Origin of the sequence: Cellulomonas sp. Y8, assembly GCF_008033115.1 — a bacterium.
GTDB lineage: Bacteria > Actinomycetota > Actinomycetes > Actinomycetales > Cellulomonadaceae > Cellulomonas.
Genome location: NZ_CP041203.1, coordinates 1,823,086 through 1,846,856 on the forward strand (window position 1 = coordinate 1,823,086; position 23,771 = coordinate 1,846,856).

At 74.8% G+C, this 23,771-nt stretch carries 27 protein-coding genes and 2 pseudogenes; 13 read left to right on the forward strand and 16 right to left on the reverse strand.

All coding sequences use genetic code 11. The annotated features are described in order from the left end of the window. Positions 1–8: 8 nt before the first annotated feature. Positions 9–1,346: a uracil-xanthine permease family protein gene (locus FKM96_RS08240; protein ID WP_147794836.1), complete on the reverse strand. Its 1,338-nt coding sequence runs from the start codon at positions 1,344–1,346 to the stop codon at positions 9–11. A gap of 207 nt (positions 1,347–1,553) precedes the next feature. Here FKM96_RS08240 and FKM96_RS08245 point away from each other — a divergent pair, with 207 nt between their 5' ends. Continuing rightward, entirely contained in the window at positions 1,554–2,825 is a 1,272-nt protein-coding gene (locus FKM96_RS08245) for a glycosyltransferase 87 family protein (RefSeq protein WP_246855260.1), read from the forward strand. Here FKM96_RS08245 and FKM96_RS08250 read toward each other — a convergent pair. Next, the gene (locus FKM96_RS08250; RefSeq protein ID WP_147794837.1) at positions 2,806–3,753 is read right to left on the reverse strand and encodes an LLM class F420-dependent oxidoreductase; all 948 of its coding nucleotides are present in this window, start codon (positions 3,751–3,753) and stop codon (positions 2,806–2,808) included. The two genes, FKM96_RS08245 and FKM96_RS08250, sit on opposite strands and share 20 nt — an antisense overlap. A 74-nt stretch (positions 3,754–3,827) precedes the next feature. Between FKM96_RS08250 and FKM96_RS08255 the strand changes: the two genes are divergently transcribed. Continuing rightward, positions 3,828–4,031, forward strand: coding sequence for a hypothetical protein (locus tag FKM96_RS08255; protein WP_246855261.1), 204 nt, complete (start codon positions 3,828–3,830; stop codon positions 4,029–4,031). Positions 4,032–4,043: 12 nt separating this feature from the next. Then, entirely contained in the window at positions 4,044–4,703 is a 660-nt protein-coding gene (locus FKM96_RS08260) for a DUF1684 domain-containing protein (RefSeq protein ID WP_147794838.1), read from the forward strand. Positions 4,704–4,792: 89 nt separating this feature from the next. Here the strand turns inward: FKM96_RS08260 and FKM96_RS08265 are convergent, their stop codons facing one another. Next, complete coding sequence (locus tag FKM96_RS08265) at positions 4,793–5,053, reverse strand: LapA family protein (RefSeq protein ID WP_147794839.1); 261 nt, start codon at positions 5,051–5,053, stop codon at positions 4,793–4,795. A gap of 102 nt (positions 5,054–5,155) precedes the next feature. Between FKM96_RS08265 and FKM96_RS08270 the strand changes: the two genes are divergently transcribed. Further along, on the forward strand, positions 5,156–5,599 hold the full coding sequence (locus FKM96_RS08270; protein WP_147794840.1) for a GNAT family N-acetyltransferase: 444 nt from the start codon (positions 5,156–5,158) through the stop codon (positions 5,597–5,599). Positions 5,600–5,621: 22 nt separating this feature from the next. Here the strand turns inward: FKM96_RS08270 and FKM96_RS08275 are convergent, their stop codons facing one another. Together FKM96_RS08275 and FKM96_RS08280 are read right to left on the reverse strand one after the other, a co-directional pair. After that, positions 5,622–6,659 carry an Fpg/Nei family DNA glycosylase gene (locus FKM96_RS08275; protein WP_147794841.1) on the reverse strand — a complete coding sequence of 346 codons (1,038 nt, stop codon included), beginning with the start codon at positions 6,657–6,659 and terminating at the stop codon, positions 5,622–5,624. A gap of 44 nt (positions 6,660–6,703) precedes the next feature. Continuing rightward, positions 6,704–6,904 (reverse strand): hypothetical protein, encoded by a 201-nt coding sequence (locus FKM96_RS08280; protein WP_147794842.1) that lies wholly within the window; start codon positions 6,902–6,904, stop codon positions 6,704–6,706. Between the two features lie 142 nt (positions 6,905–7,046). Here FKM96_RS08280 and FKM96_RS08285 point away from each other — a divergent pair, with 142 nt between their 5' ends. The 6 genes and pseudogenes from FKM96_RS08285 (at position 7,047) to FKM96_RS08320 (ending at position 11,626) form a co-directional block, all read left to right on the forward strand. Then, positions 7,047–7,385 (forward strand): cupin domain-containing protein, encoded by a 339-nt coding sequence (locus FKM96_RS08285; RefSeq protein WP_147794843.1) that lies wholly within the window; start codon positions 7,047–7,049, stop codon positions 7,383–7,385. A 128-nt stretch (positions 7,386–7,513) separates the two neighbouring features. Continuing rightward, entirely contained in the window at positions 7,514–8,230 is a 717-nt protein-coding gene (locus FKM96_RS08290; RefSeq protein ID WP_147794844.1) for a hypothetical protein, read from the forward strand. 546 nt (positions 8,231–8,776) lie between these two features. Further along, a pseudogene (locus tag FKM96_RS22175) lies at positions 8,777–9,967 on the forward strand (GDSL-type esterase/lipase family protein); the annotation flags it as partial. Positions 9,968–10,432: 465 nt separating this feature from the next. Continuing rightward, positions 10,433–10,513: pseudogene (locus tag FKM96_RS21925) on the forward strand (thrombospondin type 3 repeat-containing protein); the annotation flags it as partial. A gap of 656 nt (positions 10,514–11,169) precedes the next feature. Next, positions 11,170–11,376, forward strand: a complete 207-nt coding sequence (locus FKM96_RS08315) for a hypothetical protein (protein ID WP_147794845.1) — start codon at positions 11,170–11,172, stop codon at positions 11,374–11,376. Positions 11,377–11,413: 37 nt separating this feature from the next. Then, positions 11,414–11,626 (forward strand): hypothetical protein, encoded by a 213-nt coding sequence (locus FKM96_RS08320; protein WP_147794846.1) that lies wholly within the window; start codon positions 11,414–11,416, stop codon positions 11,624–11,626. Here the strand turns inward: FKM96_RS08320 and FKM96_RS08325 are convergent. Both FKM96_RS08325 and FKM96_RS08330 read right to left on the reverse strand, forming a co-directional pair. Continuing rightward, positions 11,616–12,260, reverse strand: a complete 645-nt coding sequence (locus tag FKM96_RS08325; protein ID WP_147794847.1) for a dihydrofolate reductase family protein — start codon at positions 12,258–12,260, stop codon at positions 11,616–11,618. The genes FKM96_RS08320 and FKM96_RS08325 overlap by 11 nt on opposite strands. Positions 12,261–12,357: 97 nt before the next feature. Further along, the gene (locus tag FKM96_RS08330) at positions 12,358–13,266 is read right to left on the reverse strand and encodes an SDR family oxidoreductase (protein ID WP_147794848.1); all 909 of its coding nucleotides are present in this window, start codon (positions 13,264–13,266) and stop codon (positions 12,358–12,360) included. A gap of 109 nt (positions 13,267–13,375) precedes the next feature. On the opposite strand from FKM96_RS08330, the gene FKM96_RS08335 reads away from it, so the two are divergent. Further along, a complete protein-coding gene (locus tag FKM96_RS08335) occupies positions 13,376–13,939 on the forward strand; it encodes a TetR/AcrR family transcriptional regulator (RefSeq protein WP_147794849.1) in 564 nt (187 codons plus the stop codon). A 352-nt stretch (positions 13,940–14,291) separates the two neighbouring features. Beyond that, positions 14,292–14,543 carry a nuclease gene (locus tag FKM96_RS08340; RefSeq protein ID WP_147794850.1) on the forward strand — a complete coding sequence of 84 codons (252 nt, stop codon included), beginning with the start codon at positions 14,292–14,294 and terminating at the stop codon, positions 14,541–14,543. A 10-nt stretch (positions 14,544–14,553) separates the two neighbouring features. On the opposite strand, the gene FKM96_RS08345 is transcribed toward FKM96_RS08340, so the two are convergent. Beyond that, on the reverse strand, positions 14,554–14,943 hold the full coding sequence (locus tag FKM96_RS08345; RefSeq protein WP_147796992.1) for an aldehyde dehydrogenase: 390 nt from the start codon (positions 14,941–14,943) through the stop codon (positions 14,554–14,556). 147 nt (positions 14,944–15,090) lie between these two features. Between FKM96_RS08345 and yidD the strand changes: the two genes are divergently transcribed. Next, on the forward strand, positions 15,091–15,369 hold the full coding sequence (gene yidD / locus FKM96_RS08350) for a membrane protein insertion efficiency factor YidD (RefSeq protein ID WP_147794851.1): 279 nt from the start codon (positions 15,091–15,093) through the stop codon (positions 15,367–15,369). Positions 15,370–15,379: 10 nt separating this feature from the next. On the opposite strand, the gene FKM96_RS08355 is transcribed toward yidD, so the two are convergent. The 8 genes from FKM96_RS08355 to FKM96_RS08390 all read right to left on the reverse strand — a co-directional run bounded on the left by FKM96_RS08355 (position 15,380) and on the right by FKM96_RS08390 (position 23,709). Beyond that, positions 15,380–16,087, reverse strand: a complete 708-nt coding sequence (locus tag FKM96_RS08355) for a VOC family protein (RefSeq protein WP_147794852.1) — start codon at positions 16,085–16,087, stop codon at positions 15,380–15,382. Between the two features lie 43 nt (positions 16,088–16,130). Then, positions 16,131–17,039 (reverse strand): polyphosphate kinase 2, encoded by a 909-nt coding sequence (gene ppk2, locus FKM96_RS08360; RefSeq protein WP_147794853.1) that lies wholly within the window; start codon positions 17,037–17,039, stop codon positions 16,131–16,133. Between the two features lie 47 nt (positions 17,040–17,086). After that, positions 17,087–17,767 carry a DUF6766 family protein gene (locus FKM96_RS08365; protein ID WP_147794854.1) on the reverse strand — a complete coding sequence of 227 codons (681 nt, stop codon included), beginning with the start codon at positions 17,765–17,767 and terminating at the stop codon, positions 17,087–17,089. Positions 17,768–17,852: 85 nt separating this feature from the next. After that, positions 17,853–18,272 (reverse strand): hypothetical protein, encoded by a 420-nt coding sequence (locus tag FKM96_RS08370; protein ID WP_147794855.1) that lies wholly within the window; start codon positions 18,270–18,272, stop codon positions 17,853–17,855. A gap of 56 nt (positions 18,273–18,328) precedes the next feature. Then, the gene (locus FKM96_RS08375) at positions 18,329–19,693 is read right to left on the reverse strand and encodes a glycoside hydrolase family 30 beta sandwich domain-containing protein (protein WP_168216923.1); all 1,365 of its coding nucleotides are present in this window, start codon (positions 19,691–19,693) and stop codon (positions 18,329–18,331) included. 106 nt (positions 19,694–19,799) lie between these two features. Beyond that, on the reverse strand, positions 19,800–21,839 hold the full coding sequence (locus FKM96_RS08380) for a beta-galactosidase (protein WP_147794856.1): 2,040 nt from the start codon (positions 21,837–21,839) through the stop codon (positions 19,800–19,802). Continuing rightward, positions 21,836–22,738 carry a carbohydrate ABC transporter permease gene (locus tag FKM96_RS08385; RefSeq protein ID WP_246855262.1) on the reverse strand — a complete coding sequence of 301 codons (903 nt, stop codon included), beginning with the start codon at positions 22,736–22,738 and terminating at the stop codon, positions 21,836–21,838. Before FKM96_RS08385 ends, FKM96_RS08380 begins: the two co-directional genes overlap by 4 nt. Further along, positions 22,735–23,709, reverse strand: coding sequence for a carbohydrate ABC transporter permease (locus tag FKM96_RS08390; RefSeq protein ID WP_147794857.1), 975 nt, complete (start codon positions 23,707–23,709; stop codon positions 22,735–22,737). Before FKM96_RS08390 ends, FKM96_RS08385 begins: the two co-directional genes overlap by 4 nt. Positions 23,710–23,771 lie beyond the last annotated feature (62 nt).

Consider the following 23,771-nt stretch of genomic DNA (forward strand, 5'->3'; position numbering starts at 1 on the left):
CCGCCTGCTCAGCGCTCCAGCTCGACCCCGCCCGGGACCGACGCCGGCGACGCCGGCTCCTGGCTGGTGCCGCGCCACCGGGCCACGCCCCGCATGACGTGGTAGACCCCGATCGCGGCGGCGGTGCCCAGCGCGATGCCCTCGAACGTCAGGTCGCCCACGGCCCAGGTGTAGTTGGCGATGCCGACCACCAGCGCGACCGCGGCGGTCGTCAGGTTCACCGGGTCCGAGAAGTCGACCTTGTTCTGCACCCAGATCCGGGCGCCGAGCACGCCGATCATCCCGTAGAGCACCGTCGTCGCCCCGCCGAGGACGCCGGCCGGGATCGTGTTGATGAGCTCGCCGAACTTGGGCGACATGCTGAGCACCAGCGCGGTCGCCGCGGCCACCCAGTAGGCGGCGGTGGAGTAGACCTTGGTCGCCGCCATCACGCCGATGTTCTCCGCGTAGGTGGTCGTGCCGGAGCCGCCGCCGAGGCCCGCGAACGTGGTGGCGAGGCCGTCGGCGAGGAGCGCGCGGCCGGTCAGCGGGTCCAGGTCCTTGCCGGTCATGGCGGCGACGGACTTCACGTGGCCGACGTTCTCCGCGATCAGCACGAACACGACGGGCAGGAACAGGCCGAGCAGCCGCGGCTCGAACGTCGGGGCCACGAAGTGCGGCAGGCCGAACCAGGCGGCCTCGCCGACCGCGGTGAAGTCGACCTCGCCGCGCAGGGTGGCGACGACGTACCCGACCACGACGCCGACCAGGATCGACAGCCGCCCGAGGATGCCGCGGAACAGCACCGCGGACAGCACGATCGCCCCGAGCGTCACGATCGCGGTCACGGGGGCGGCGCGGAAGCCGCTGCAGGCCCCGGTCTCGTCGCAGGTGCCCCACGCCGTCGGCGCGAGGTTGAAGCCGATCAGCGCGACCACGGTGCCCGTCACCACCGGCGGCATGACGACGTCGATCCACCGCGAGCCCGCGAGGTGCACGACCAGGCCGATCGCCGCGAGCAGCAGGCCGGTGGCGAGGATGCCGCCGACGGCCGCGGACTGCCCGCCGGAGGCGGTGGCGGCGACGATCGGGCCGATGAACGCGAAGCTCGAGCCCAGGTAGGACGGCAGCCGGTTGCCGGTCACCAGCAGGAACACCACGGTGCCGATCGCGGAGAACAGCAGCGTCGTCGCCGGGGAGAAGCCCGTGAGCAGCGGCACCAGGAAGGTCGCGCCGAACATCGCCACGACGTGCTGCATGCCGATGCCGATGGTCCGGGGCCAGGACAGCCGCTCGTCGGGGGCGACGACCGCTCCCGGCTCGACCCTCCTGCCGTCGCCGTGCACCCGCCAGCCGATCGCGCTCACCGCGGTCCTCCTCCTACGCCGGCGCCCCGGTCGGTCCGCGCGCCGCAGGGCAGGCTAGCGGGTGACGCGTCACCCGTCCGGCCGCGCCCACGGACCGCACGGCGCGCCCGCGTAGGGTGTGGCCCGGCCCGTGACCGTCCGCCGTGGAGGTGCGCCATCGACCGGCTGCTGCGCTCGCGCGCCGCGCTGTGGACCGCGTTCGTCGCGGTGCACGGCTGGATCGCCTACGTCGGGACCGTGCTGATCCCGGCGCGGGCGTTCTGGGACCTCGACCTGTACCGCTGGTGGATGTGGCAGGGCCTGCACCAGGGCGTCTGGCCGGTCCTCGACGGCGACTGGGTCTACCCCGCCGGCGCCGTGCTCCCCATGCTGCTGCCGGCGCTGGTCGACGCCGTGGGCACCCAGCCGTACGCGGTGGCCTGGTCCGCGCTCATCACGCTGCTCGACGCGGTCGCCGTGGTCGTGCTGCTTCGCTGCGCGGGGCGTCCGGCGCGGGAGGGCGCGGTGCGGGGCGACGTGGTGCCGCCCGCGCGCGACCCCGCGGTGGGAGCCTGGTGGTGGCTGGCGTTCGTGCTGCTGCTGGGCCCGGTCGCGGTCGGCCGGCTGGACGCCGTGGTGGCGCCCGTGGTCGTGATCGCCCTGGCGGTGGCGCTGCGGCACCCCGCCGTGGCGTCCGCGCTGCTCACGTTCGGCGCGTGGGTCAAGGTCGCGCCGGGCGCGCTGCTGCTGCCGCTGGTGCTCGTGCTGCGCCGCCCGTGGCGGGACCTGGTGCTGCCGGCCGCGGCGGTCTGCGTGGCGGTCGCGGGTGCCGTCGCCGCGGGCGGCGGGCTCGGGCACCTCACCAGCTTCCTCACCGAGCAGGGCGAGCGCGGCCTCCAGCTCGAGTCGGTCGCGGCGACGCCGTTCGTCCTGGCGGGGATCGCCGGCGGCGGGACGCGGGTCGTGCTCAACCAGGAGATCACCACCTGGGAGATCGCCGGCCCGGGGACCGCGGCCGTGGCGGGCGCGCTGGGCGTCGCCCTCCCCGTCGCCCTGGCCGCGGTGACCGGGCTGCTCGCCTGGGTGCGGCTGCGCGCCGGTGACCGCCTGGACACCGCGGCGTTCCTGGCGCGCGGGGCGCTGCTGGTCGCCGTGACGCTGATCCTCGCGAACAAGGTCGGCTCGCCGCAGTTCGTCGGCTGGCTGGCGGGGCCGGTCGTCGTCGGGCTGGCCCGGCCGGGCGCCGGCGGCCTGCGGTCCTGGCGGGTCCCGGCGGTGCTGGTGCTCGTGATCGCGGGGCTGACCCAGGTGGTGTTCCCGATCGCCTACGACGGGATCACCCTGCAGCAGACCGGCCCGTCGCTGGTCCTGGTGCTGCGGAACGTGCTGCTGGTCGTCCTGGTCGTGGCGGTGGCCCGCGACCTGGTGCGCGCGGCTGGCGCGGGGTCGCGGGCCACCGGCCCGGGTGAGGACGCGCGCGTCAGCGCACCTGCGGCATGACCTCGGAGGCGACGAGCTCCAGGTGGTCGAGGTCGTGCAGGTCGAGCACCTGGAGGTAGACCCGGGTGATGCCCTGCTCGGCGAGCGTGCCGAGGCGGTCGACCATCGCCGTCGGCGTCCCGGCGATGCCCACCGCGCGGACCTCCTTCGGGTCGCGCCCGATGGCGGCGGCCCGGCGGTCCACCTCGGCGTCGTCCTTGCCGCCCGCGAGGACGAGCGCGGCCGACATCGTCAGCGTCTGCGGGTCGCGGCCGATCGCGCGGCACGCCTCCCGGACCGTCTCCAGCTTCTCGCCCACGACGTCCAGCGGCGGGAAGGTCAGGTTGAACTCCGAGGCGAACCGGGCGGCGAGCGCCGGGGTCTTCCGCGGGCCCAGGCCCCCGACGATCAGCGGCACGCCGGGCGTCGTCCCGGCGAGCGGCGAGGTCTGCACGGGCTTGGGCAGCGCCGGGCTCCGCTTGAGGGTGTAGTGCTCGCCGGCGTAGTCGAACCGGTCGCCCGCGGGGGTGCCCCACAGGCCGGTGACGACCTCCAGCTGCTCGGCGAACAGGCCGAACCTCTTGTCCGGGAACGGGATGCCGTAGGCCTCGTGCTCCTCCGCGTACCAGCCGGTGCCCAGGCCCAGCTCCACGCGGCCGCCCGACATCTGGTCGACCTGCGCGACCTGGATGGCGAGCACGCCGGGGTGCCGGAACGTGGCCGACGACACCAGCGTGCCGAGCCGGATGCGGCTGGTCTCGCGGGCCAGGCCGGCGAGCGTCGTCCAGGCGTCGGTCGGGCCGGGCAGCCCGTCGCCGGAGCCCATCGACAGGTAGTGGTCGGAGCGGAAGAAGGCGTCGAAGCCCAGGTCCTCGGTGGCGCGCGCGACGGCGAGGAGGTCGTCGTAGGTCGCGCCCTGCTGCGGTTCGGTGAAGATCCTCAGGTCCATGCGGGCAGCCTTTCACGGCGCGCGGGGTGGGTCGCACCGGGGGCCACGGCGGGGGGCGGCGGTACGGTCGGGGCGTGCTGCGCGGCATCCGGTGGTCGAGCCTCGCCGTCGTGCTGGGCGCGGGGGCGCTCACCCTCGTGTGCCTGGTGCTGGCGCTGCGCGGGCGCCCGTGGGCCTGGCTCGTCGGCCTCGTGTGCGCGGCGACCGCGGTCCGCGAGGTGCGCGCGCTGCAGCGGCACGACCGGCGCGCTCGCCCGACCCGGGGGCCCCGCGCGTGAGACGGTGAGGGCATGGTGACGCAGCTCGGCCTGGCCCTCGACGCACTCGCGGTGGCGGACTGGCGGCGGCGCACCGCGCAGATGTACGCGGACGTCCGCCGGCTGGCCGAGGACGACCCCGCCGCCGCGCACGCCGAGTGGGTCGCGCGCCGCGACGAGCTGTTCGCGACGCACGCCGCCTCCCCGCTGCACCACGCCGCGAAGGCCGTGTTCGAGGGGCTGTCCGTCGCGCCCTACGACCCCGCCTACCGGTTCGAGGTGCGGGTGCGCGCGACGTCCGCGCAGCGGCTCGAGGTCACCACGGGGACCGACGGGGTCGTGCCGTTCGACCGCGTCGGGCGCGTGGAGCTCGAGGGGCTGGGCTCGCTGTCCGTGTGGGCGCTGCGCACCTACGGCGGCGGCATCTTCATCCCGGTCAAGGACGCGACCGCCGGCAAGGGCACCTACGGCGGCGGGCGGTACCTGCTCGACACGATCAAGCACGCCGACCTCGGCCGGGCCACCGACGGCGGGCTGATCCTCGACCTGAACTTCGCGTACAACCCCTCGTGCGCGTACGACCCGGCATGGGCGTGCCCGCTGGCGACCCGCGGGAACGTGCTCCCCGCGCCCGTGCCGGTCGGCGAGCAGCAGCCGGACCCCAAGCTGGTGGCGGACTTCGAGCTGGAGTGACGCGCGGGCGCGCTCGTCGCGCGGTGAGGTCGTCACGACGCGGTGAGGTCGTCACCCGTGAGTGACGACCTCACGCGGGAGTACCGACCTCAGCGGCCGCGGCGGCCCTCCGCGCGGCCCGCGCGCCGGATCCGGAACGTCCCCGCCGCGAGGCCGACGAGCAGCATCGCCGCGAGCGCCACCCACAGCGGCGTCGTCACGGTCGTCGCGAGCAGGTGCACCCGCACGGGCTGCCGGTTCTGCGCCACGAACACCACCGCGAGCACGACCAGCAGGATGCTCAGCCAGCGGCGCTGCAGGAACGTGACGACGGGGTTCGGGCGGCTCGTGGGCGTCTCGGTGCTGCTCATCGCGGACTCCTCCTCGGCGCGGGTGCGTGCGCGGGCGGCCGCGGCCGCCGTGGTCCGAGCATGGCGCAGCCGCACCCCCGGCGACCACCTACGCTGACCGGCGTGCCGCTGACCATCGAGACCCGCACCCCCGCCGAGATCACCGCCGCCGAGCTCTACGCCCTGCTGCGGCTGCGCGTCGACGTGTTCGTGGTCGAGCAGACCTGCCCGTACCCCGAGCTCGACGGCCAGGACCTGCTGGACGACTCGCTGCAGGTCTGGGCGCACGAGGACGGCGAGCTGCTCGGCACCATCCGGGTGCTGCGCGCCGGCAGCGAGCACCCCGCGATCGGCCGGGTCGCGACCGCCGGGGCCGCGCGCGGGCGGGGCGTGGCGGGCGCGCTGCTCGAGCACGGCATCGGGCTGTGCGGGCCCGGGGCGACCATCCACCTGCACGCGCAGGCGCACCTGGAGGCCTGGTACGGCCGGTACGGGTTCGAGCGCGCCGGCGAGGACTACGACGAGGACGGCATCCCGCACGTCCCGATGGTCCGCGCGCCGCGCTGAGGGCCGGCACCGCCGTCGCCGGTCAGCGCTGGCAGGTCGGGCACCAGTAGAGCTTGCGCCCCGCCATCTCCTCGACCACCACCGGCGTGCCGCAGGTCCGGCAGGGCTCGCCGCCGCGGCCGTACACCCAGTGCCGCTGCGCCTGGTCCCGCAGCGCCTCGGCCCGGCCGGCCTCGTCCAGGTCCTCCCGCGTGAGCATCACGCCCGTGGCGATCCCGTCGGCCAGCAGCGCCGACCAGTCGTCCCAGAGGGCGCGCGCCGTCTCCGCGGGGACCCGCTTGCCGGGCGTGTGCGGGTCGAGCCGCGCGCGGTAGAGCAGCTCCGCCCGGTAGATGTTGCCGATGCCCGCGACCACGGCCTGGTCCATGAGCAGCTGACCCACGGGGGTGCCCCGGGCGGTGAGCCGCTGCACCATGACGTCGGCGGCCGTGCCGGCGCCGGGCGCCACCGCGTCGGCGACGGCCGGGTCGGACTCCCCCGGCTCGCGGTGGGCGGCCGCGCCGGTGGCCGCGGCGACGGCGTGCGGGTCCGCCATCCGGGCGCGGACGTCGTCCTCGACCGCCGGGTCCGGGCCGAGCTTCGCGAGCGCGGCGGCGGTGGCGGCGGGGTCGAGCACCTCGCAGGCCGTCGGGCCGCGCAGGTCCGCCACCGTCTGCTCGGTGGCGAGCCGCACCCGCACCTGGCCGACGGGCTCCGGCGGGAAGTCCTCGGTCTCCGCGCCCTCGTCGCCCTCGCGCTCCCCCTCGCCCATCCGGACCGACCGCCGTACGCGCGGGGCGCCGAGGCTCGCGACCGCCCCGCCGCCCTCGGTCAGCGGGGACACGACCCCGAGGAAGTCCCACGCGCCGTACAGGCCGAGGTGCACCCGCAGCACGTGGCCGCCCTGGAAGCCGAGGAACAGCTGCTTGCCGACGGCCGCGGACGTCAGCAGCTCGCGCCCGTCGAGCAGGGCGGCGCCCTGCGCGAACCGCCCCTGCGGCGAGGACACCGCCACGCGGTGGCCGACGAAGTCCCGGGCGAACTGGCGGGCGATGCGGTGGACGGTGTGACCCTCGGGCATGCGCCCAGGCTAGGGGTGACCTCCGACGCCCGCGGCCCGGAGGCTCAGTCGTCCCAGAAGACGGTCCACAGCCCGACGAGCAGCGCGACCGCGGCCAGCCCGACCACCGGCCACACCGCGGCGGACCACGTCCACGCCGCCGCGAGCTCCTGGACCGCGTCCCGGCCGTGCAGGACGTGCCCGAGCAGCGCGGCCGTCGCCCGCAGCACGAGCTCCAGCGTCACGTCGACGGCGCCGCTCAGCACGGGAGCACCCGGTGCGCGGGCGGCCGGCGGGCGGCGTCTCGGCAGGTCACGGCACCCATCCTGCCAGGCACAGCGGGCGCACAGCCAGAACCGGGCCACGGGAGGCCTCGGCCGTGCGAGGTCCGCGAGGACGATGGCGCGGGTGGACCTCGACCCCGTCGTGACGAACGCCGACCACTACCGCGTCGTGCTCGAGAACGCGCGCGTGCGCGTCCTGGCGTACGACGACCTCCCGGGCGACCGGACCACGCCGCACCGCCACCCGGACAGCGTCATGATCACGCGGTCCGCGTTCAGCCGGCGCCTGACGGGCTCTCAGGGCGACCGCGACGTCGTCCTGCCCGAGGGGGCGGTGGTGTGGCTGCCCGCCCAGGAGCACACCGGTGAGAACATCGGCACGACGCCGACCCGCGTGCTCCTGGTCGAGCTCAAGGACGACCCGCCCGAACCCTCGCCGGGCACCGCCCTCGGCCCCGGCTGACGGCCCGCGCCGCTCCGCGGCGTCCGCGTGGACGCGGTGTCCCGGCAGCCGGGCACCGGCCGGGCCGCGTCCGACCGCGCCGGTAGGCTGCGGGGACCGACCGCTCGGACCGATCAGGGGGCACGACCATGGCCGCGAGCACGCCGCCGGACACCGTCACGACCACCGCGCCGGGCGACCGCGCGCGCCGCACCCGGCTGGCCGTCGTGGCCGTCGTCGTGGTCCTGCTGCTGGTCGCGGGGGGCGTCTGGTTCGCCTCCGCGCAGCGCTCCCAGGCGCAGGACCGCTCCGCGCTCGACGCCGCGCTGGCCGACCTCGCCCCCGTCGCCACCGAGCTGCAGCAGGCGATCGACACCTCGCACGAGGGGCTCGCGTCCACCGAGGGCCGGCTGCTCGACCCCTCGCTGGGGACCGCGCTCGCGGACGTGCTCGCCGAGGCCGAGGCCCTGGACACCACGGCTCCCACCGAGGGTTCCCTCGCCGAGCAGACCGCCGCCGTCGAGGAGACGCGGGACGCGGCGCTCGGCCACCTGGCGGCGATCCAGGACGCCACCGGCGCCGTGTTCGAGGACTCGTACGCGTACGACGTGCAGCAGGAGGAGCAGGCCCGGCAGGCCGCGGTGGCCGCGCTGGACGGTGCCGTCGCCGCGGGCCGGCAGGCCCTCGCCGCGGGCGGCGGGGACGCCGACGCCCGCGCGGCTCTCCAGGGCGCCCTCGACGCCGCCGCGACCGCGCGCGCGACCGAGGTCGTCCCCGACGACATCGACTCGGTCATCGCGGGCTCGACCGCCGCGCAGGAGGCCCGGGCGGCGGTCGAGGCCGCGACGGCGGGCCTGGCGGGCTGACGCGACCCACGACCGGCAGGCGAAAGCCGGATCGAGTAGGTGATCGGTCGATTCGGGTGCCGATCCGGCGCCCGTACGGTCCGGAGCGCCCCGCTGCCACAGGTGACGCCGGGGTGACGCACCGGGCTCGCACATCTGCCGACCAGGACCGGCCCGGTTCGCCCGGGTCCGGTGCCGTGGTCGGTGGGGAGTCGTCCGATGGCAACGCGGCGCTGGGGCAGGGCGATCGGATTCGGGTCGGCGGTCACGGCGCTGTCGCTCGCCCTGGTCGGCGCGGTCGGACCTGAGGCGCCCGCGCCTCGGTCGGTGGAGATCGCGACGGCGGTGTCGGTCGTCCAGCTGGGCGACTCGTACTCGGCGGGCAACGGTGCCGGCGACTACTACGGCCCGAGGGGCTGCTACCGGTCCTCGTCGAGCTGGGGGCAGCAGTACGTGGACTGGCTCAACGGGCGCGGCCACCACGCCACGTTCGTCAATCGGGCGTGCAGCGGCGGGGTGCTGGCCCACCTCACGAAGGAACGCGACGCCGGCGACGTGCGGCAGGTCATGGTGCCGCGCCCGGACGCTGCGGACGAGGCCGCTGCGCGCCGCGTCGCGGAGCAGGACCCGGTGTGCACGGGCGGCGTCGGGGTCGACCAGCGAGTGAAGATCGAGGTGTCGGGGTCGACCGTCTCGTCGTGGGCGGTGCGGTGCACCGTCGTGATGCGACCGCAGATCCAGGCGGTGGACCGCACGACGGACCTGGTGCTGCTGACCATCGGTGGGAACGACCTGGGCTTCTCCGACATCGTCATGCAGTGCTTCGCGGTGCTCGTCCAGGACCCCGGCAGCTGTCGCCAGCACGTCGACGCCGCGCACGCGGGCCTCCGGACCCTGGGCGACAACCTGGAGGACGCGCTCACCGCGCTGCGGGCCCGGATGCGCCCGGACGCTCGGGTGGTACTGCTGTCGTACCCCTACCTGTCGACGGAGGAGCCGTACATCCTGCGGTCGTTCGGGGGGCTGCTGACCTGGTCCACGGACTCGTACGACACCGCGACCGCGGTGCGCACGCTCGGGGACGCCGGCGACACCGCGCAGCGCCGGGCGGTCGAGCAGGCCAACGCCGCCGCCGGCACCGAGTTCGTCACGTTCCTGGAGACGGTCAAGGGGCACTTCGCCGGGCACGAGCCGGACCCGTCGACGGGCCGCCGCAACCCGGACCGGTGGATCCACGAGTTCTGGAGCACCGTGCCCTTCGCCGAGGTGTACCACCCGAACCTCAGGGGCCACACCGAGGAGGCGCGCCTGATGCGGGAGGTCGCCGCCGTGCCTGGACGTGACATCCGGGCCGGCGCAGCGGGCCTGGATCTGGTGTTCGTCGTCGACACGACGATGTCCATGAAGCCGTACGTCGCGCAGGTGCAGGACTTCGTGATGGGCATGGCCGAGCGGCTGGGGGCGCTGTCGAGCTCGTACCGGTTCGCGCTGGTGTCGTTCGCCGACGACCCCGCGTGGACGGGCGTGGCGGGCAGCTACGCGTCGCGGGTGGACGTGCCGTTCACCACCGACGCCGCAGAGGTACGCACCGGTCTCGCGGCGCTGGTGCCGACCGACGGCGGCGACGGGCCGGAGGCCGTGCTGTCCGGCCTCGAGGAGGCGATCTCGCTGCCCTGGCGCGACGGGGTGAAGAAGGTCGTGATCCCGATCAGCGACAACACCGGCCGGGACCCGGAACAGACCTCGGGCCTGACCCGGCGGGAGGTGACCGAGCACGCCCTGGCCGTCGACCCGGCGGAGATCTACCCCGTCGCGGTGCGCGGGTCCGCCCTCGCGACCTTCCTCGCCGAGGTCGCCGAGCAGACCGGTGGCCTCACCTCGGTCGCCGGCGGGGACCTCGCCGACACGCTGACGCGCACGATCACCGACGCGATGGACAAGCCGTTCGCCTGGATCCAGGGCCCCTGGGTCGCGCAGGTCGGTGCGACGCTCCGCCTCGACGCCCGCGGCTCGTACGCCCCGGTCGGGCACCTCGTGAGCTACGAGTGGGACGTCGACGGCGATGGGACCGTCGACTACGTGACCTCCGACCCGGTGATCGAGCACACCTACGACGAGGAGCTCGACGGCTACGCCACGGTCAAGGTCACCGACCAGCTCGGGCGGTCCAGCATGGGGTCGACCCTCGTGACGATCTCCCGCGACGGCGACGACGTCCCGGACGACGTGGACAACTGCCCGGACGTCGCCAACCCGGGCCAGGAGGACAGCGACGGCGACGGCATCGGCGACGCCTGCGACCCCGACCCGTTCCCGGCGAGGCCGGACGACGGCGCGGTGGTGTTCGGGCCGGACCAGCGGGACCAGTACGCGACCGCGGCGATCAGCGGGCACGCCTTCGCCGACACCGACGCCGACGGGACCTGGGACGCCGACGAGCCCGCTGCGGCCGGGGTCGAGGTGCGCCTGACCGGGGACGACGCCTTCGGCGACCCCGTGGACCTCACGGTCCTCACTGGCCCGGACGGCGCCTGGGAGGTCGGCGGGCTCCTGCCAGGGGTGTACGACCTGCACGTGCCCGGGGCCCTGCTCCGCGCGGGAGAGGCCGCCGACGACGCCGACGGCTTCGTGGCCGGCGAGCCGGACGGCGATCGGGTCATCGGGATCGTGCTCCCAGGGATCGGGTCCACGGCCACCGGCTACCTCGCCGGCCTGGTTCCGACGACGCAGGGCACCACGACTGACCCCGGGGCGTCTCCGGCGGCGGCGCCCGTCCCGGGAAAGACGCCGGCGGCGGGCTTGCGCTCACCGGGCCCCTGGTCGGGCTCCTCGTCACGCTCACGATCGCCACCCTCGGCGCCGGGGCCGCCGTATCCGTCCGCCGACGGTCCGTGGGCGGACCACCCGACGGGGTGGGCGAGTGAGGCACGACATCGAACTCGGAGGTCACCGTCGACGTGTTGGGACTGATCAACGCCGCCATGGCGGTCGGGATGCTCGTCTTCGTCGTCGGCCTGATCTGGTGGCGATGGGGCGGGCGGCCACGCGAGGACCGGCGGCCCCGCCGGGTGCTGCGGGTCGTCCTGACCATCTCGGGTTCCCTCATCGTGCTCGCCGTGGGGGCCTACATCTGGTTCCTGATCCAGCTGCGGAACTGCACGTTCTGACCGCCGCGTCCAGCACCATCGAGCGGGGAGCACCACCGTGGACTGGCTCGTGGTGAACGGCGCCTTGGCGGCGGCACTGCTCGTCTTCGTCGGCGGGCTGATCCGGTCCCGAGGTGGCAAGGAGCCGCGCGACGGTCAGCGGCCGCACCGGGCACTGCGGATCGCCCTGATGACCTCTGGCGTCGTGATCGTCGTGGTCGTGGCGTTCTACGTATGGGTCATGATCCAGCTGCGGGACTTCACGTTCTGACCGCCGCCGCGCTTACCTCTCGGACGCCCCCGGCACGTCGCCCTTCACGTCGTCGTACCCGTGCGCGTTCGGCAGCTCGGCCGGGGGCGTAGACGAGGCGGACGACGCCGGTGGGGAAGATGTCCGACCGGAGCAGCCGCAGCGGGTAGAGGGGCGACCCCTCGTCGAACAGCCGCTCCCCGCTCCGCGCGGCGACCGGGTGCACGAGCAGCCTCAGCTCGTCGAGCAGGCCCGCGGCGAGCAGCTGCCGGACCACGGACAGCGACCCGGGCACCACGACCTTGCCGACGCCCGGCTCGGCCTTGAGCGCGGTGACGGCCTCGACCAGGTCGCCCTCGACGCGCTCCGCGTTCCGCCAGCCGAGGTCGGCGGTGCCGCGCGTCGCGACGAGCTTGCGGGTGTCGCCGAGCTGCCTCGCGAACGGGGCGTCCTCCTCGCCCGCGGCCTCCCGCGCCGGCCACGCACCCGCGAAGCTGTCGTAGGTGACCCGGCCCAGGAGCAGCACGTCCGCGCCGGCGTAGTCCTCGGTGACCGCGGCGCCCATGTGGTCGTCGAAGTACGGGAAGTGCCACGCCGGGTCGATCTCGGCCACGCCGTCGAGCGAGATGAACAGGGTCGACACGATGGTCGCCATCGGGGGTCCCTCCGTCGAGCGGGCGACGCGCGCCGCGCGGGTGCTGGACCCCCATCAGAACCCACCCGCGCGGCGCGTGCCTAGACCCCCGCCACGGTCAGCGGGTGCCGCTGTACGCCCCCGCGGCCAGGTCCTCGAGCAGGATCGGCCCGGTCGGCTCCCACCCCAGGCGCTCGCGGGTCAGGGCGCTGGAGGCCGGGAGGTCGAGCGCGAAGAACCCGCCGATCCAGCCGAAGTGCGCGGCGGCGTCCTCGGGGGCGACCGACGCCGCCGGCACGCCGACGGCCCGGCCGATCGCCTCGGCGATGTCGCGGGCCGGAACCCCCTCCTCCCCCACGGCGTGCACGACCGGCACGTCGCCCGACGCCGCGGCCCGCGCGAGCGCGAGTGCGACGAGGCGCCCGGCGTCCGAGCGGTGCACCGCGGGCCACCGGTTCGCCCCGTCCCCGACGTAACCCGCGACGCCGCGCTCGCGCGCCACCCGGACCAGCTCGGCGACGAACCCGTGGTCCCCGTCGCCGTGCACGGTCGGGGCGAACCGCAGCGCCACCGGCCGGACGCCGCGGGCGGCGAGCGCGAGCGCGTAGGTCTCGCTCGCGCCGCGCGGTGCGTCGGGCGCCGCGTACGGCGACGCCGTGTCCTCGGTCAGCAGCCGGCCGGGCGACACCCCGGCGATGCCGGCCGCGAGCATCAGCGGCCGGTCGGTGCCGGCGAGGACGTCGCCGAAGGCCTCGACCGCGGCCCGCTCGGTCCGGCCGGACGCGGCGAAGTCGCTGAAGTCGTGCTTGAACGCGAGGTGCAGCACGGCGTCGGCGCCCTCGGCGCCGGACCGCAGCGCCCCGAGGTCGTCGAGGTCGCCGCGGCGGACCTCGACGCCGGCGGAAGCGAGCGAGGCGGCGGACGCCTCGGAGCGGGCGAGGCCGACGACGTCGTGCCCCGCGGCGAGCAGCTCGGGGACGGCGGCCGAGCCGATCCAGCCGGACGCACCGGTGACGAACACGCGCATGGGAGTCCTCCAGGGACGAGCACCCGGGCGGGCCCGGGGCGACCGCGATGTCAGTCGCTGTCATCACCGTACGCCCGATGTCAGTCGCTGTCATCACTAGACTGGCCGGATGGGACGCTGGGAGCCGGACGCGCAGGGCCGGATGGCGCGCGCCGCGCTGGAGCTCTACGCCGAGCGCGGCTACGAGCAGACGACCGTCCAGGACATCGCCGAGCGCGCGGGCGTCACCGAGCGCACCTACTTCCGGTACTTCGCCGACAAGCGCGAGGTGCTGTTCGACGGTGCGCACACCCTGGAGCGCCTGGCCGTCGCCGGGGTCGCGGACGCGCCGCCGGACGCGGGGCCGCTGGACGCCGCCGGCGCCGGCGTCGTGCGCGGCTGCGACGCGCTCGCCGACCGGTTCGCGCACGCCCGCACCCGCGCCGGGGTCGTCGCTGCCAATCCCGGCCTGCAGGAGCGCGAGCTGCTCAAGATGGCGGCGCTCGGCGCCGCGCTCGCCGGCGCGCTCCGCGACCGCGGCGTCGCCGCACCGGCCGCCGCGCTCGCCGCCGAGGCGGCGGTGGCCGCGTTCCGCGTGGGCTTCGAGGCGTGGGTCGCCAGCGACGGAGGACGAGGCCTGGACGACCACGTGCGGGCCGCGCTGGCGGAGCTGCGCACGCTCGCCTCCGGCTGACGCGTCCACGGTCCGGACGCTCGCCCGAGGGCCCGCGTCGGCCTCACCAGCGGGGCCGCGCCGACGGCACCGGGCGCCCTTGACACGTCACGCGGGGCTCCCCACACTCGTTCGCATGTCCGCCGTCCTGCACGCCCACGCGACCCCGCTCCCCGCGGGGTCCGTCGCCGTGCCGACGGTGCGGTGCAGCTGTCGAATGTGTCGCTGACGTCCCAGCGGTCCCCCGCCCGCGCCTGAGCGCGCGCCCGGCCGGACCCCGCGTCACCCCGCAGCAGCCGCCCTCCGCGCAGCCCCGGTCCGTCCCGGCGCGCGGACGCACCCGCACCGCCACGCCGGACCCCAGGAGCCTGAAGTGCCGCAGCACACCCGCGTCGACGTCCTCCCCATCCAGGAGGTCGTCGCCTCCGCCTCCCCCAGCGCCTGGCGCGACGGCCTCGTCGTCGCGCAGGGCGACGCCCAGGTGACGGTCGCCCTGCTCGACGGGGACCTGGTCGTGCTCACGACCCGCGCGACGCCGCAGCCCGGCGAGCCGGCGGCGGTGCACCCGGTCGCCGGGCTGCTGGCGGTGGGCGGCGCCTGGTACGCGGCGCGCCCGTCGGTCTGACCGGCCCCGGTCAGACCATCGACGCCATCATCGAGCGGCAGGCGTCGACCATTGCACGGCAGGCCTGCGCGCAGATCCGGCAGTGCTCGGACATCGACGCGTGCATATCGCACTCCGCCGCGCACGCCTCGCCCATGGCGACGCAGGCCTGCACCATCGCCGACATCGCGGACATGTCGTAGCCCGCGGGCCGCATCATCATCCGCATCGTCGTGGTCGCGACGTCCGCCGTGCTGGCGCACATCGACGCACATCGCGCCATGTTCTCCCCGGCGTCCGCGTCGGCACACATGGTCGCCGCCATGGCCGCGGCCGAGCAGGCCTCGATGCAGGGCTGCATCGCGGTCATGTCCATCCCCGTCGTGCCCGCCGGCATCGACTTCATCATGTCCATCATCATGCTCACGGCAGTTCCACCCCTCGTGCGATCGGCTGGTGCTCCGGCACCGTCGACGCTACGCCGCGGGCGCGCGGGGCCACCAGGGGGTGCCGCGCGCGGGCTGCCGCTCGCCGCGCGCCCGGCCGCGCCCGCGCCTACCGTGACGCGATGAGCCTCGCCGCCGTCGCCGCCGACCGCCTGATCCGGGTCTACCAGCGCCGCATCTCGCCCCGGAAGGGCTACGCCTGCGCCCACCGCGTCGCGCACGGCGGGACGTCCTGCTCCGAGGCCGTCCGCCGCACCGTGGTGGCCCGCGGCGTGCTGCGGGGCGTCCGGCCGACCGTGGCCCGGTTCGTCGCGTGCTATCAGGCCGCGGGGATGCTGGCGCAGTCGGACGTGCGCGGGGTGTGCTGCTGCGGCGGCATCCCGATCCCGTTCCGGTTCTGACGGCCCTCCGTCAGTCCTCCGCGCCGGCGACGATTTCGCGCGCGTGCGCGAGGTCCGGCGCGACGGCCCCGGCCTGCGCGGCGGTGAACGGCAGCCCTTCCGCCTCCGCCAGCGCGGCCGCCGCGTCCCCGACCCGCCCGAGCCGCACCAGCAGCTCCGCGCGGTAGGCGAGCGCCCGGGCGCGGTCGTCGGCGGGCGCGTCGGGGTGCCGGGTCAGCCCGGCGTCGAGCGCGACCAGCGCCTGCGCGTCGTCGCCGCGCGCGTCGCCCTGCCGCGCCGCGGCCTCGACGGCCCGCGCCAGCCCGGAGGCCGCGGGCTCCGGCTGCCCGACGTCGGCCTCGCGGTAGAACCGGAGCCAGTTCCCGCCGACGTCCACCACGGTGAACCCGGTCGTCGTGCCCTGCTTCCGCCGCGGCCGCAGCAGGCGCGGGACGCCCGCGACCGGCAGCCGCCCGAGGTGCGCGCGCAGCCCCGCCGCGAACTGCTGGTACAGCGCCTCCGCGTCCGGCACGACGACGATCACGCTCGCGTAGGACCCCTCGGGGTCGAAGCCGTCGATGCCCGCGAGGTGGATCTGGATGTCCTCGCAGCGGACGACCGCGTGCGGGTTCGGCCGCCGCTGCCGGTACGTGGGGTGGAAGCCGAGCGCCTCGTAGAACGCGACCGCCGCGTCGACGTCGGGGCAGGGCAGGATCGCGTAGGTCCGTTCGCCGGCCATCGGGCCAGCATCGCGGGCGTCGCCGCCCTCCGGCAAGGGGCGGCTACTCGTCCGCCGGCTCGTTCTTGCTGCGGATGACGAGCAGCGGGTCCGGGCGGCCGACGACCTCCGGGTCCTTGCCCTCGTAGTCGAACTGGCCGAGGAAGAACCGCATCGCGTTGATGCGTGCCCGCTTCTTGTCGTTGGACCGGATGATCGTCCAGCGCGCGTGCCGCTTGTCGGTGCGGCGGAACATCTCCTCCTTGGCCTCGGTGTACTCCTCCCACCGGTCCAGCGAGGCGAGGTCCATCGGCGACAGCTTCCACCGACGGACCGGGTCGAGCTGGCGGATCGCGAACCGGGTGCGCTGCTCCTTGCGGGACACCGAGAACCACAGCTTGGTCACGTGGATGCCGGAGTCGACGAGCATCTTCTCGAAGACCGGCGCCTGCCCCATGAACGCCTGGTACTCGTCCTCGGTGCAGAAGCCCATGACCCGCTCGACGCCGGCGCGGTTGTACCAGGACCGGTCGAACATGACGATCTCGCCGGCCGTCGGCAGGTGCTGCACGTAGCGCTGGAAGTACCACTGGCCGCGCTCGCGGTCGCTCGGCTTCGACAGCGCCACCACCCGGGAGGTCCGCGGGTTCAGGTGCTCGGTGAACCGCTTGATCGTGCCGCCCTTGCCCGCGGCGTCGCGGCCCTCGAACAGGACGATCGCCCGCTTGTCGTTGTCCTCGAGCCAGTACTGGAACTTCAGCAGCTCGACCTGGAGCCGGTACTTCTCCAGCTCGTAGGCGTCCCGGTCCATCAGGTCGGGGTACGGGTACCCCTCCTGCCAGGTCCAGACCGGGTTGCCCTGGGGGTCGATGAGGTCCGGGTCCGGCGTGTGGCCGTCCCGGACGGTGTAGCCGCTGTCCCGGAGGAACTCGATGTACTCGCGCAGGTCGCGAGGCGGGTTCACGACGGTCATGCGACCACTCTCGGGGGACCCGGGCCGGCGCGCCAGTGCTCGGCGGGTCAGGACTCGATCCCGGTGGCGCCGTGCGGCGCGCCCACGGGCTTGGACTCCGGGGACCCGCGCTCGCGCAGGTAGATCGCCAGCACGACCATCGAGAGCACGGCGAGGAACTCGGACTGCCAGTTCTGCAGGGTCCGGCTCCAGAAGTCGGGCTCGCGCAGGTACTCCGGCCACGTGACCGGGTCCTGGAGGTCGCGCATCTGCTCCTCGGAGTACGCCACCGCGCCGGTCAGCGACTGCACGAACCAGGACAGCAGGAAGATCGAGCCCATCACCAGGGTCAGCGAGTGCGAGTAGACGGGCAGCCGCCAGCCCCGGACGCGTGCCCACGGCGGGGACTGCGGGCCGGCGTGCTCCCCGACCGCCTGCTCCTCGTCGCTCTCCCGCCCCGCCTTGTCGAGCGGCTTGGACTCGGGCGACCCCCGCTGCACGAACCAGACGGTCGCCGCGATGTACAGCAGGAACTGCAGGAACTCGGACTGCCAGTTCTCGCTGAGGTCGACGGCGAACGCCGACGACGTGACGTACTCGCCGAGCGTCACGGGATCGAGCCCGGCGGCCACCTGGTCGCGGTTGAACAGGGCCACGCCGCTGACCGCCTGCCCGGCCACCGCCGCGAGGAAGATCCCGAGGAAGAACAGGCTCAGCCCGTTCTCCCGGACCCACCGGGGCGCCCTCACCGCCGCACCACCGCGAGCACGACGCACAGCAGCAGCACGAGGTACGTGCCGCCGAGCACCACCGCGAACAGCACCCGCTGGGACCTCATGCCGCCACCTCGCAGTCGTAGGGGCGGTCCGGGCGCGGGTCGCAGCCCGCGGCGGTCACGACCCACCCGGTGCCCGACCGCGCGAGGAACACCGTGTCGCCGCCGAGCCGCACCTGCGCCTGGCGGCCGGCCACCCGGACCTCCCCGGGCCGGGCGTCCGCGGCGCGCTCCGCGAGGTCGTCGGCGACCGGCCCCTCGGACAGGGCTCGGGCGCACGGGGCCTCCTCGTCCTCGGCGACGCGCTGCGCCACCGACTCGGCGAGCAGCGCGCAGGCGGCGTCCCCGTCGCCGGCGGCCACCGCCGCGGAGAACGCGACCGCGACGTCCCGGGCCGCGCGGGCCGCGCTGCCGGGGCCGCACGCCGCCAGCAGCGCGACCACCAGGGCCGCGCCCACCGGGATGCGCCACCGCCTCATCCGGGCATCGTGGCAGGGGTCGCCCCCGGTGGCGCGGCGAACCGGCTCCGGCGCCCTCAGACCTCCAGGACGAACGTGTTGAGCGAGTCGGCCGGCAGCACCGGCGAGACGACCTGGTCGCCGACGAGCACCGAGACCGGCATCTCCTCGGAGGTGTCGTTCTGCATGACCACGACGAGCGAGCCGTCGGGGTTGCGGAACGCGACCTGGTTCTCGTAGCCGGCGTAGCTCAGCGTCGGCACCAGGCGGGCGCCCGGCTGCACGAAGTGGCTGACGTGCTTGAGCACGTGGTACTCGTGCGTGTACTCGAACGAGCCGGCCTCCGGGTCGACGACGACGAGCGAGTTCTGCGACCAGCCCCAGCGGCTGACGCCGCCCCGCTCCAGCGACAGGTTCCAGTACTGGTAGGCGTTCGCGCCGTTGTTGAGGAAGTCCCGCATCAGGCGCCACGAGTAGCGGGCGTACCGCCAGTCGTTCTTGCCGTCGCCGCACTCCTGCTCGGTCTGGTAGAGCCGCAGCTCCGGGTGGTCCTTCTTGAGGAACGGCACGATCGACTTGCCGTGCCACTGCACGCCGATGCCGGTGACCGCCGCGGCGGCGTCCGGGTCCGCCAGCACCTCGTCGACCAGGGCCTCGTTCGGGCGCTCGACGGTGCCGAGGAACACCTCGACGCCGCGCTCGCGCATCTCGGGGCCGAGGTGCCGGAGGAACGCCGCGAGGCCGGCCGGGGTCCAGGTGCAGCTCGGGTAGGGCTGGGCCGAGTTGAACTCGTTCTGCGGCATGACCATGCCGATCTCGATGCCGAGCTCGCGGTACGCGTCGACGAACCTGCCGAAGTAGGCCGCATAGGTCGCGAGGTGCCGCTCGTCCTGGGTGAACGAGTCGGTGCCCTCGGCCTGGACCTGGTCGGGACGCAGGCCGTTCTCCACGCCGTTGATCCACGGCTGCACCGACGCGTAGTGCCCGTTGGTCTTGAGCCACTGCGGCGGGACCCACGGCGACGCCCACAGCTTCAGCGCCCCCTGGTGCTCCTGCGCGGCGCGGATGTAGGGGACGAGCGTCTCGTGGTCGTTCGCGATGCTGAAGTGCTCGAGGTCGAAGTCGCCCGGCACGTCGTCGTAGGAGTAGTAGTCGCGGGCGAAGTCGTTCGCCCCGATGGGCATGCGCCCGATCGTGAAGTTGCCGCCCACCCCGGGTGCGTACATCTCGCGGAAGATCTCGGCCCGCTGGTCGTCGGTCAGGTGGGCCAGCGAGGTCCAGCCGAGCTCGTTGAACGTGGCGCCGAAGCCCTCGATCTCCTGCCGCTCGTCGTCCAGCTGCACGAACACGTCGGGGATCCGGTCGACCGCGGCGGGCTCGACGCCCCCGAGGTCCGTCCAGCGCTCGTGCTCGGTCGTGCTGGTCCAGCTCGCGATGCGCATCGCACACTCCACTTCGTCGTCCGCGGGGACCACGGCGGCCCCGGGGTCGCGGCAGGGGCGCGCGCCGGTGCGAGGCACTACCTACCGCTTACTAGGTAGTGCGAGGCTACCTCGTCTTCCCGACCGGGTGGGAGGTATTGACGCGCTCCGCGCGCTCCGGCGCGACCAGCGCCGCCGCCGCCCACGACCCGAGGACGAGCACGCCGTCCACGACCCGGCCCGTCACCAGGTCGACCGCCGGGGCCGCCAGCGGCACCGTGCGCGCGTCGGGCCCGTGGTTCAGCACGAACAGCACGTCGCCGCGCCGGGCCAGCTCGACCCCGTCGGGGCACGGGACCGGGTCGAGACCGGCCGCCGCGTCGAGCAGCAACCGCGCCAGCGCGTCGGCGGGCGGCACCGTCGAGACGTACAGCGCGCTGCCGCCGCCCGGGTGCACGCGGCGGGTCACGGCCGGGCGGCCCTCCAGCCCGGCGCCCCGGTAGGTCGCCAGCACCTCGGCGTCGTCGCCCTCCACGCGCAGCATCTCCGACCAGTCGGCCGCGGTGAACGCGCCCATCAGGCCGGAGTCGACCGGGACGCCCCCGTCGGGCAGCGGCCGGTGCTCCTCCCCCGACGCCCCGAGCGTCGCCGCCCACGGCACCGGGAACCGGCCGCCGCGGACCCGGCCCTCCTCGTCGGCGACGGCGCTGAAGGGGCCGACGACGAGCGCGCCACCGCGCTCCGGCACCCGGGCCACGTTCGCGGCGTCGGCGTCCGAGACGAGGTACAGGCCCGGCACCGCGACCAGGTCGTAGCCGTCGAGGTCGTCGCCGGGGTGCACGACGTCCACCGCGATCCCCGCGCGCCACAGCGGCTCGTACCAGGCGAGCAGCTGGTCGACCGGGCGCAGTCGGTCGCTGGGCAGGCCCGGTCCCTCGCCCGCCCACCAGGACGACCAGTCGAAGACCAGCGCGGCCCGGGCGTCGACCCGGGTGCCCACGACCCGGCGCAGCCGGCGCAGCACGGCGCCCTGCGCGCGGACGGCCCGGTGCAGGTCGGTGTCCGCGCCGGCGTGCGGCAGCATCGCGGAGTGGAACCGCTCCGCACCCGCGGCGGACGCGCGCCACTGGAAGTAGCAGACCGCGTCGGCGCCGTGCGCGACGGCCCGCAGCGAGTCGACCAGCATCGCGCCTGCCGGCTTCGGCAGGTTCTGCGGCCGCCAGTTCACCGCGCTCGTCGCCTGCTCCATGAGCACCCACGGCCGCCCGCCGCCGAGCGACCGCATGAGGTCGTGGGTGAGCGCGGCGCGCGCCGGGCTGCGCGGGTCGGCCGGGTCGCCGTACCAGTCGTCGGCGACCACGTCGACGTCGTCGCGCCAGGACCGGTAGTCGACACCGCGGAAGAAGCCCATGAAGTTCGTCGTCACCGGGACGTCGGGCGTGGCCGCCCGGAGGACCTCCGCCTGGACGCGGTACAGGTCCCGCAGCTGGTCCGAGGTGAACCGGCGGAAGTCGAGGTCCTGCGCCGGGTTGTGCAGGTACGGCGCGGCGCGCGGCGGCACGATCTCGGCCCAGCGCGCGTAGTGCTGGCTCCAGAACGTGGTCCCCCAGGCCCGGTTGAGCTCGTCGAGCGTGCCGTACCGCGCGCGCAGCCAGTCCCGGAACGCCGCCGCGCACAGGTCGCAGCAGCACCGCTGCCCGAGCTCGTTGCCGACGTGCCACATCGCGAGCGCCGGGTGGCCGGCGTACCGGTCCGCCAGCACCCGGACGACGCGGAGCGCGTGCTCCCGGAACACCGGGGAGGTCGGGCAGAAGTGGTTCCGGGAGCCCGGGCTCATCCGCACGCCGGAGGCGTCGACCGACGAGGTCTCCGGGTGGTCGTGCGCCAGCCACGGCGGGGCCGAGGCGGTGGGCGTCGCCAGGTCGACGGCGATCCCGGCCCCGGCGAGCAGGTCGAGCACCCGGTCGAGCCAGGCGAGCTCGAACCGGCCCGGCTCCGGCTCGAGCGTGCCCCACGCGAACACGCCGACCGTCACCAGGGTCACCCCGGCCTCGCGCATCAGGGCGACGTCCTCCGCCCAGACGTCCTCGGGCCACTGCTCGGGGTTGTAGTCACCGCCGTACAGCAGGCCGTGCCGATCGGTCAGCGCGCCGAGCCCCGGCCTCACCCCTTGAGCCCACCGGCCAGCAGGTCCGCCCGCCAGAACCGCTGCAGCAGGAGCACGAGCGCGATCAGCGGGATCACCGACACGGCGGAGCCCGCGATGATCAGCGGGTACAGGTCGGTGTCGCCCGCACCCTTGGACAGGAACGTGTAGAGGCCGAGCGTGATCGGGTACTTGTCCTGGTCGGACAGCATGATGAACGGCAGCAGGAAGTTGTTCCAGATCCCGACGAACTGGAGCAGGAAGACGGTCACCAGCCCCTGGGTCATCATCGGCAGCGCGATCGCGCCGAACACGCGCAGCTCCCCCGCGCCGTCGAGGCGGGCGGCCTCGACGGTGTCGTCCGGGACGGCCGCCGCGGCGAACACCCGGCAGAGGAAGATGCCGAACGGGTTGATGATCACCGGCAGCAGCACCGACCACCGGGTGCCGGCGAGGCCGAGCTGGGCCATCAGCAGGTACTGCGGGACGGCCAGCACGATCCCGGGCACCAGGACGCCCGCGAGGATGCCGGAGAACAGCAGCTCGCGGCCCCGGAACCGGAACTTGGCCAGCGCGTAGCCGGCCATCGCGGACACCAGAGTCGACACGATGGCCCCCACGCCGGCGTACAGGGCGGAGTTCAGACCCCAGAGCCAGAACTGCCCGCCGCCGTAGGCGCTGAGGTTCGCGAGGTTGTCGAGCAGGCCGGTGCCGGGTGCGAAGGAGAAGGTGGTGAACAGCTCGCGCGGGCTCTTGGACGTCGCGATCAGCACCCACGCCACGGGCAGCAGGGTGTAGACCGCGCCGAGCATGAGCACGGCGGTCGCGAGGCGGGGACGGCGGTGCCGCCGCGGTGCGCGGCGCGGGCTGCGGTCGCCGGTGCGGACGACGGCCGGGGGCCGGGTGTCGACGGCGGTCACGCGGCACCCCCGAACGTCCGGCGCTGGAAGAACCGGAGCAGCAGCAGGGACAGGGCCAGGATGCCCAGGGCCAGCACGACCGACGCCGCGGCGGCGCCCCCGAGGTTGTCGTTCATGAACGCCTCTTGGTAGATCTTCATGAGCGGCACCCACGTCGAGGAGATGGTGTTCGACATCGGGCGCAGGGTGGCGGGCTCGCTGTAGAGCTGGAGCGTCCCGATCACGGAGAACAGGCCGGTGAGCACCAGCGCGGGCGTCACGAGCGGGATCTTGATCCGCAGCGCGATCTGCCGCTCGGAGGCGCCGTCGATCCGGGCCGCCTCGTAGATCTCCGTCGGCACCGAGCGCAGCGACGTGTAGATGATGATCATGTTGAAGCCGACCCCCGACCACAGGGCGATGTTGGCCAGCGCGAAGTACAGCGCCGGGTAGCCGAAGAAGTCGACCGAGCTGCCGCCGAGCTCCCGGGCCACGTAGCTCACCGGGCTGGTGCTGGGCAGGTACAGGAACCCCCACAGCAGGCTGGCGATCACCCCGGGCACCGCGTACGGCAGGAAGATCGCCGTCCGCGCGAAGCTGCGCCCCGGCACGCGCGGGTGGTCGAGCAGCAGCGCGAACAGCAGGGCGAGGCCGAGCACGCTCGGCACCGCGATGGCCCCGTAGATCAGCGAGCGCCCGAGGCCCGCGACGAACTCGGGGTCGGACAGCGCGGTCGCGTAGTTCTCCAGCCCGACGAACGTCTCCTCGCGGCGCCCGAACGCGCCGCCGGAGACCCGGTAGCCGCGGAAGCTCAGGTACAGCGCGTACCCGATCGGGATGATCAGGAACGCGGCGAAGAACGCGATCGCGGGCGACGCGAACAGCCAGGGGGTCGCGGCGCGGGCCCGGCGCCGGGTGGAGCGCGAGCGGGGTGCGCCTGCGGTGCGGGCGGCGCGGGCGGCTTGGGATGCCGGGACGACGTCGGTCGACATGGCCCTTCCTCCGGATCGGTCGGTGGGGCGGCGGGCGACGCGGGTGGGCGCCGCCCGCCGCG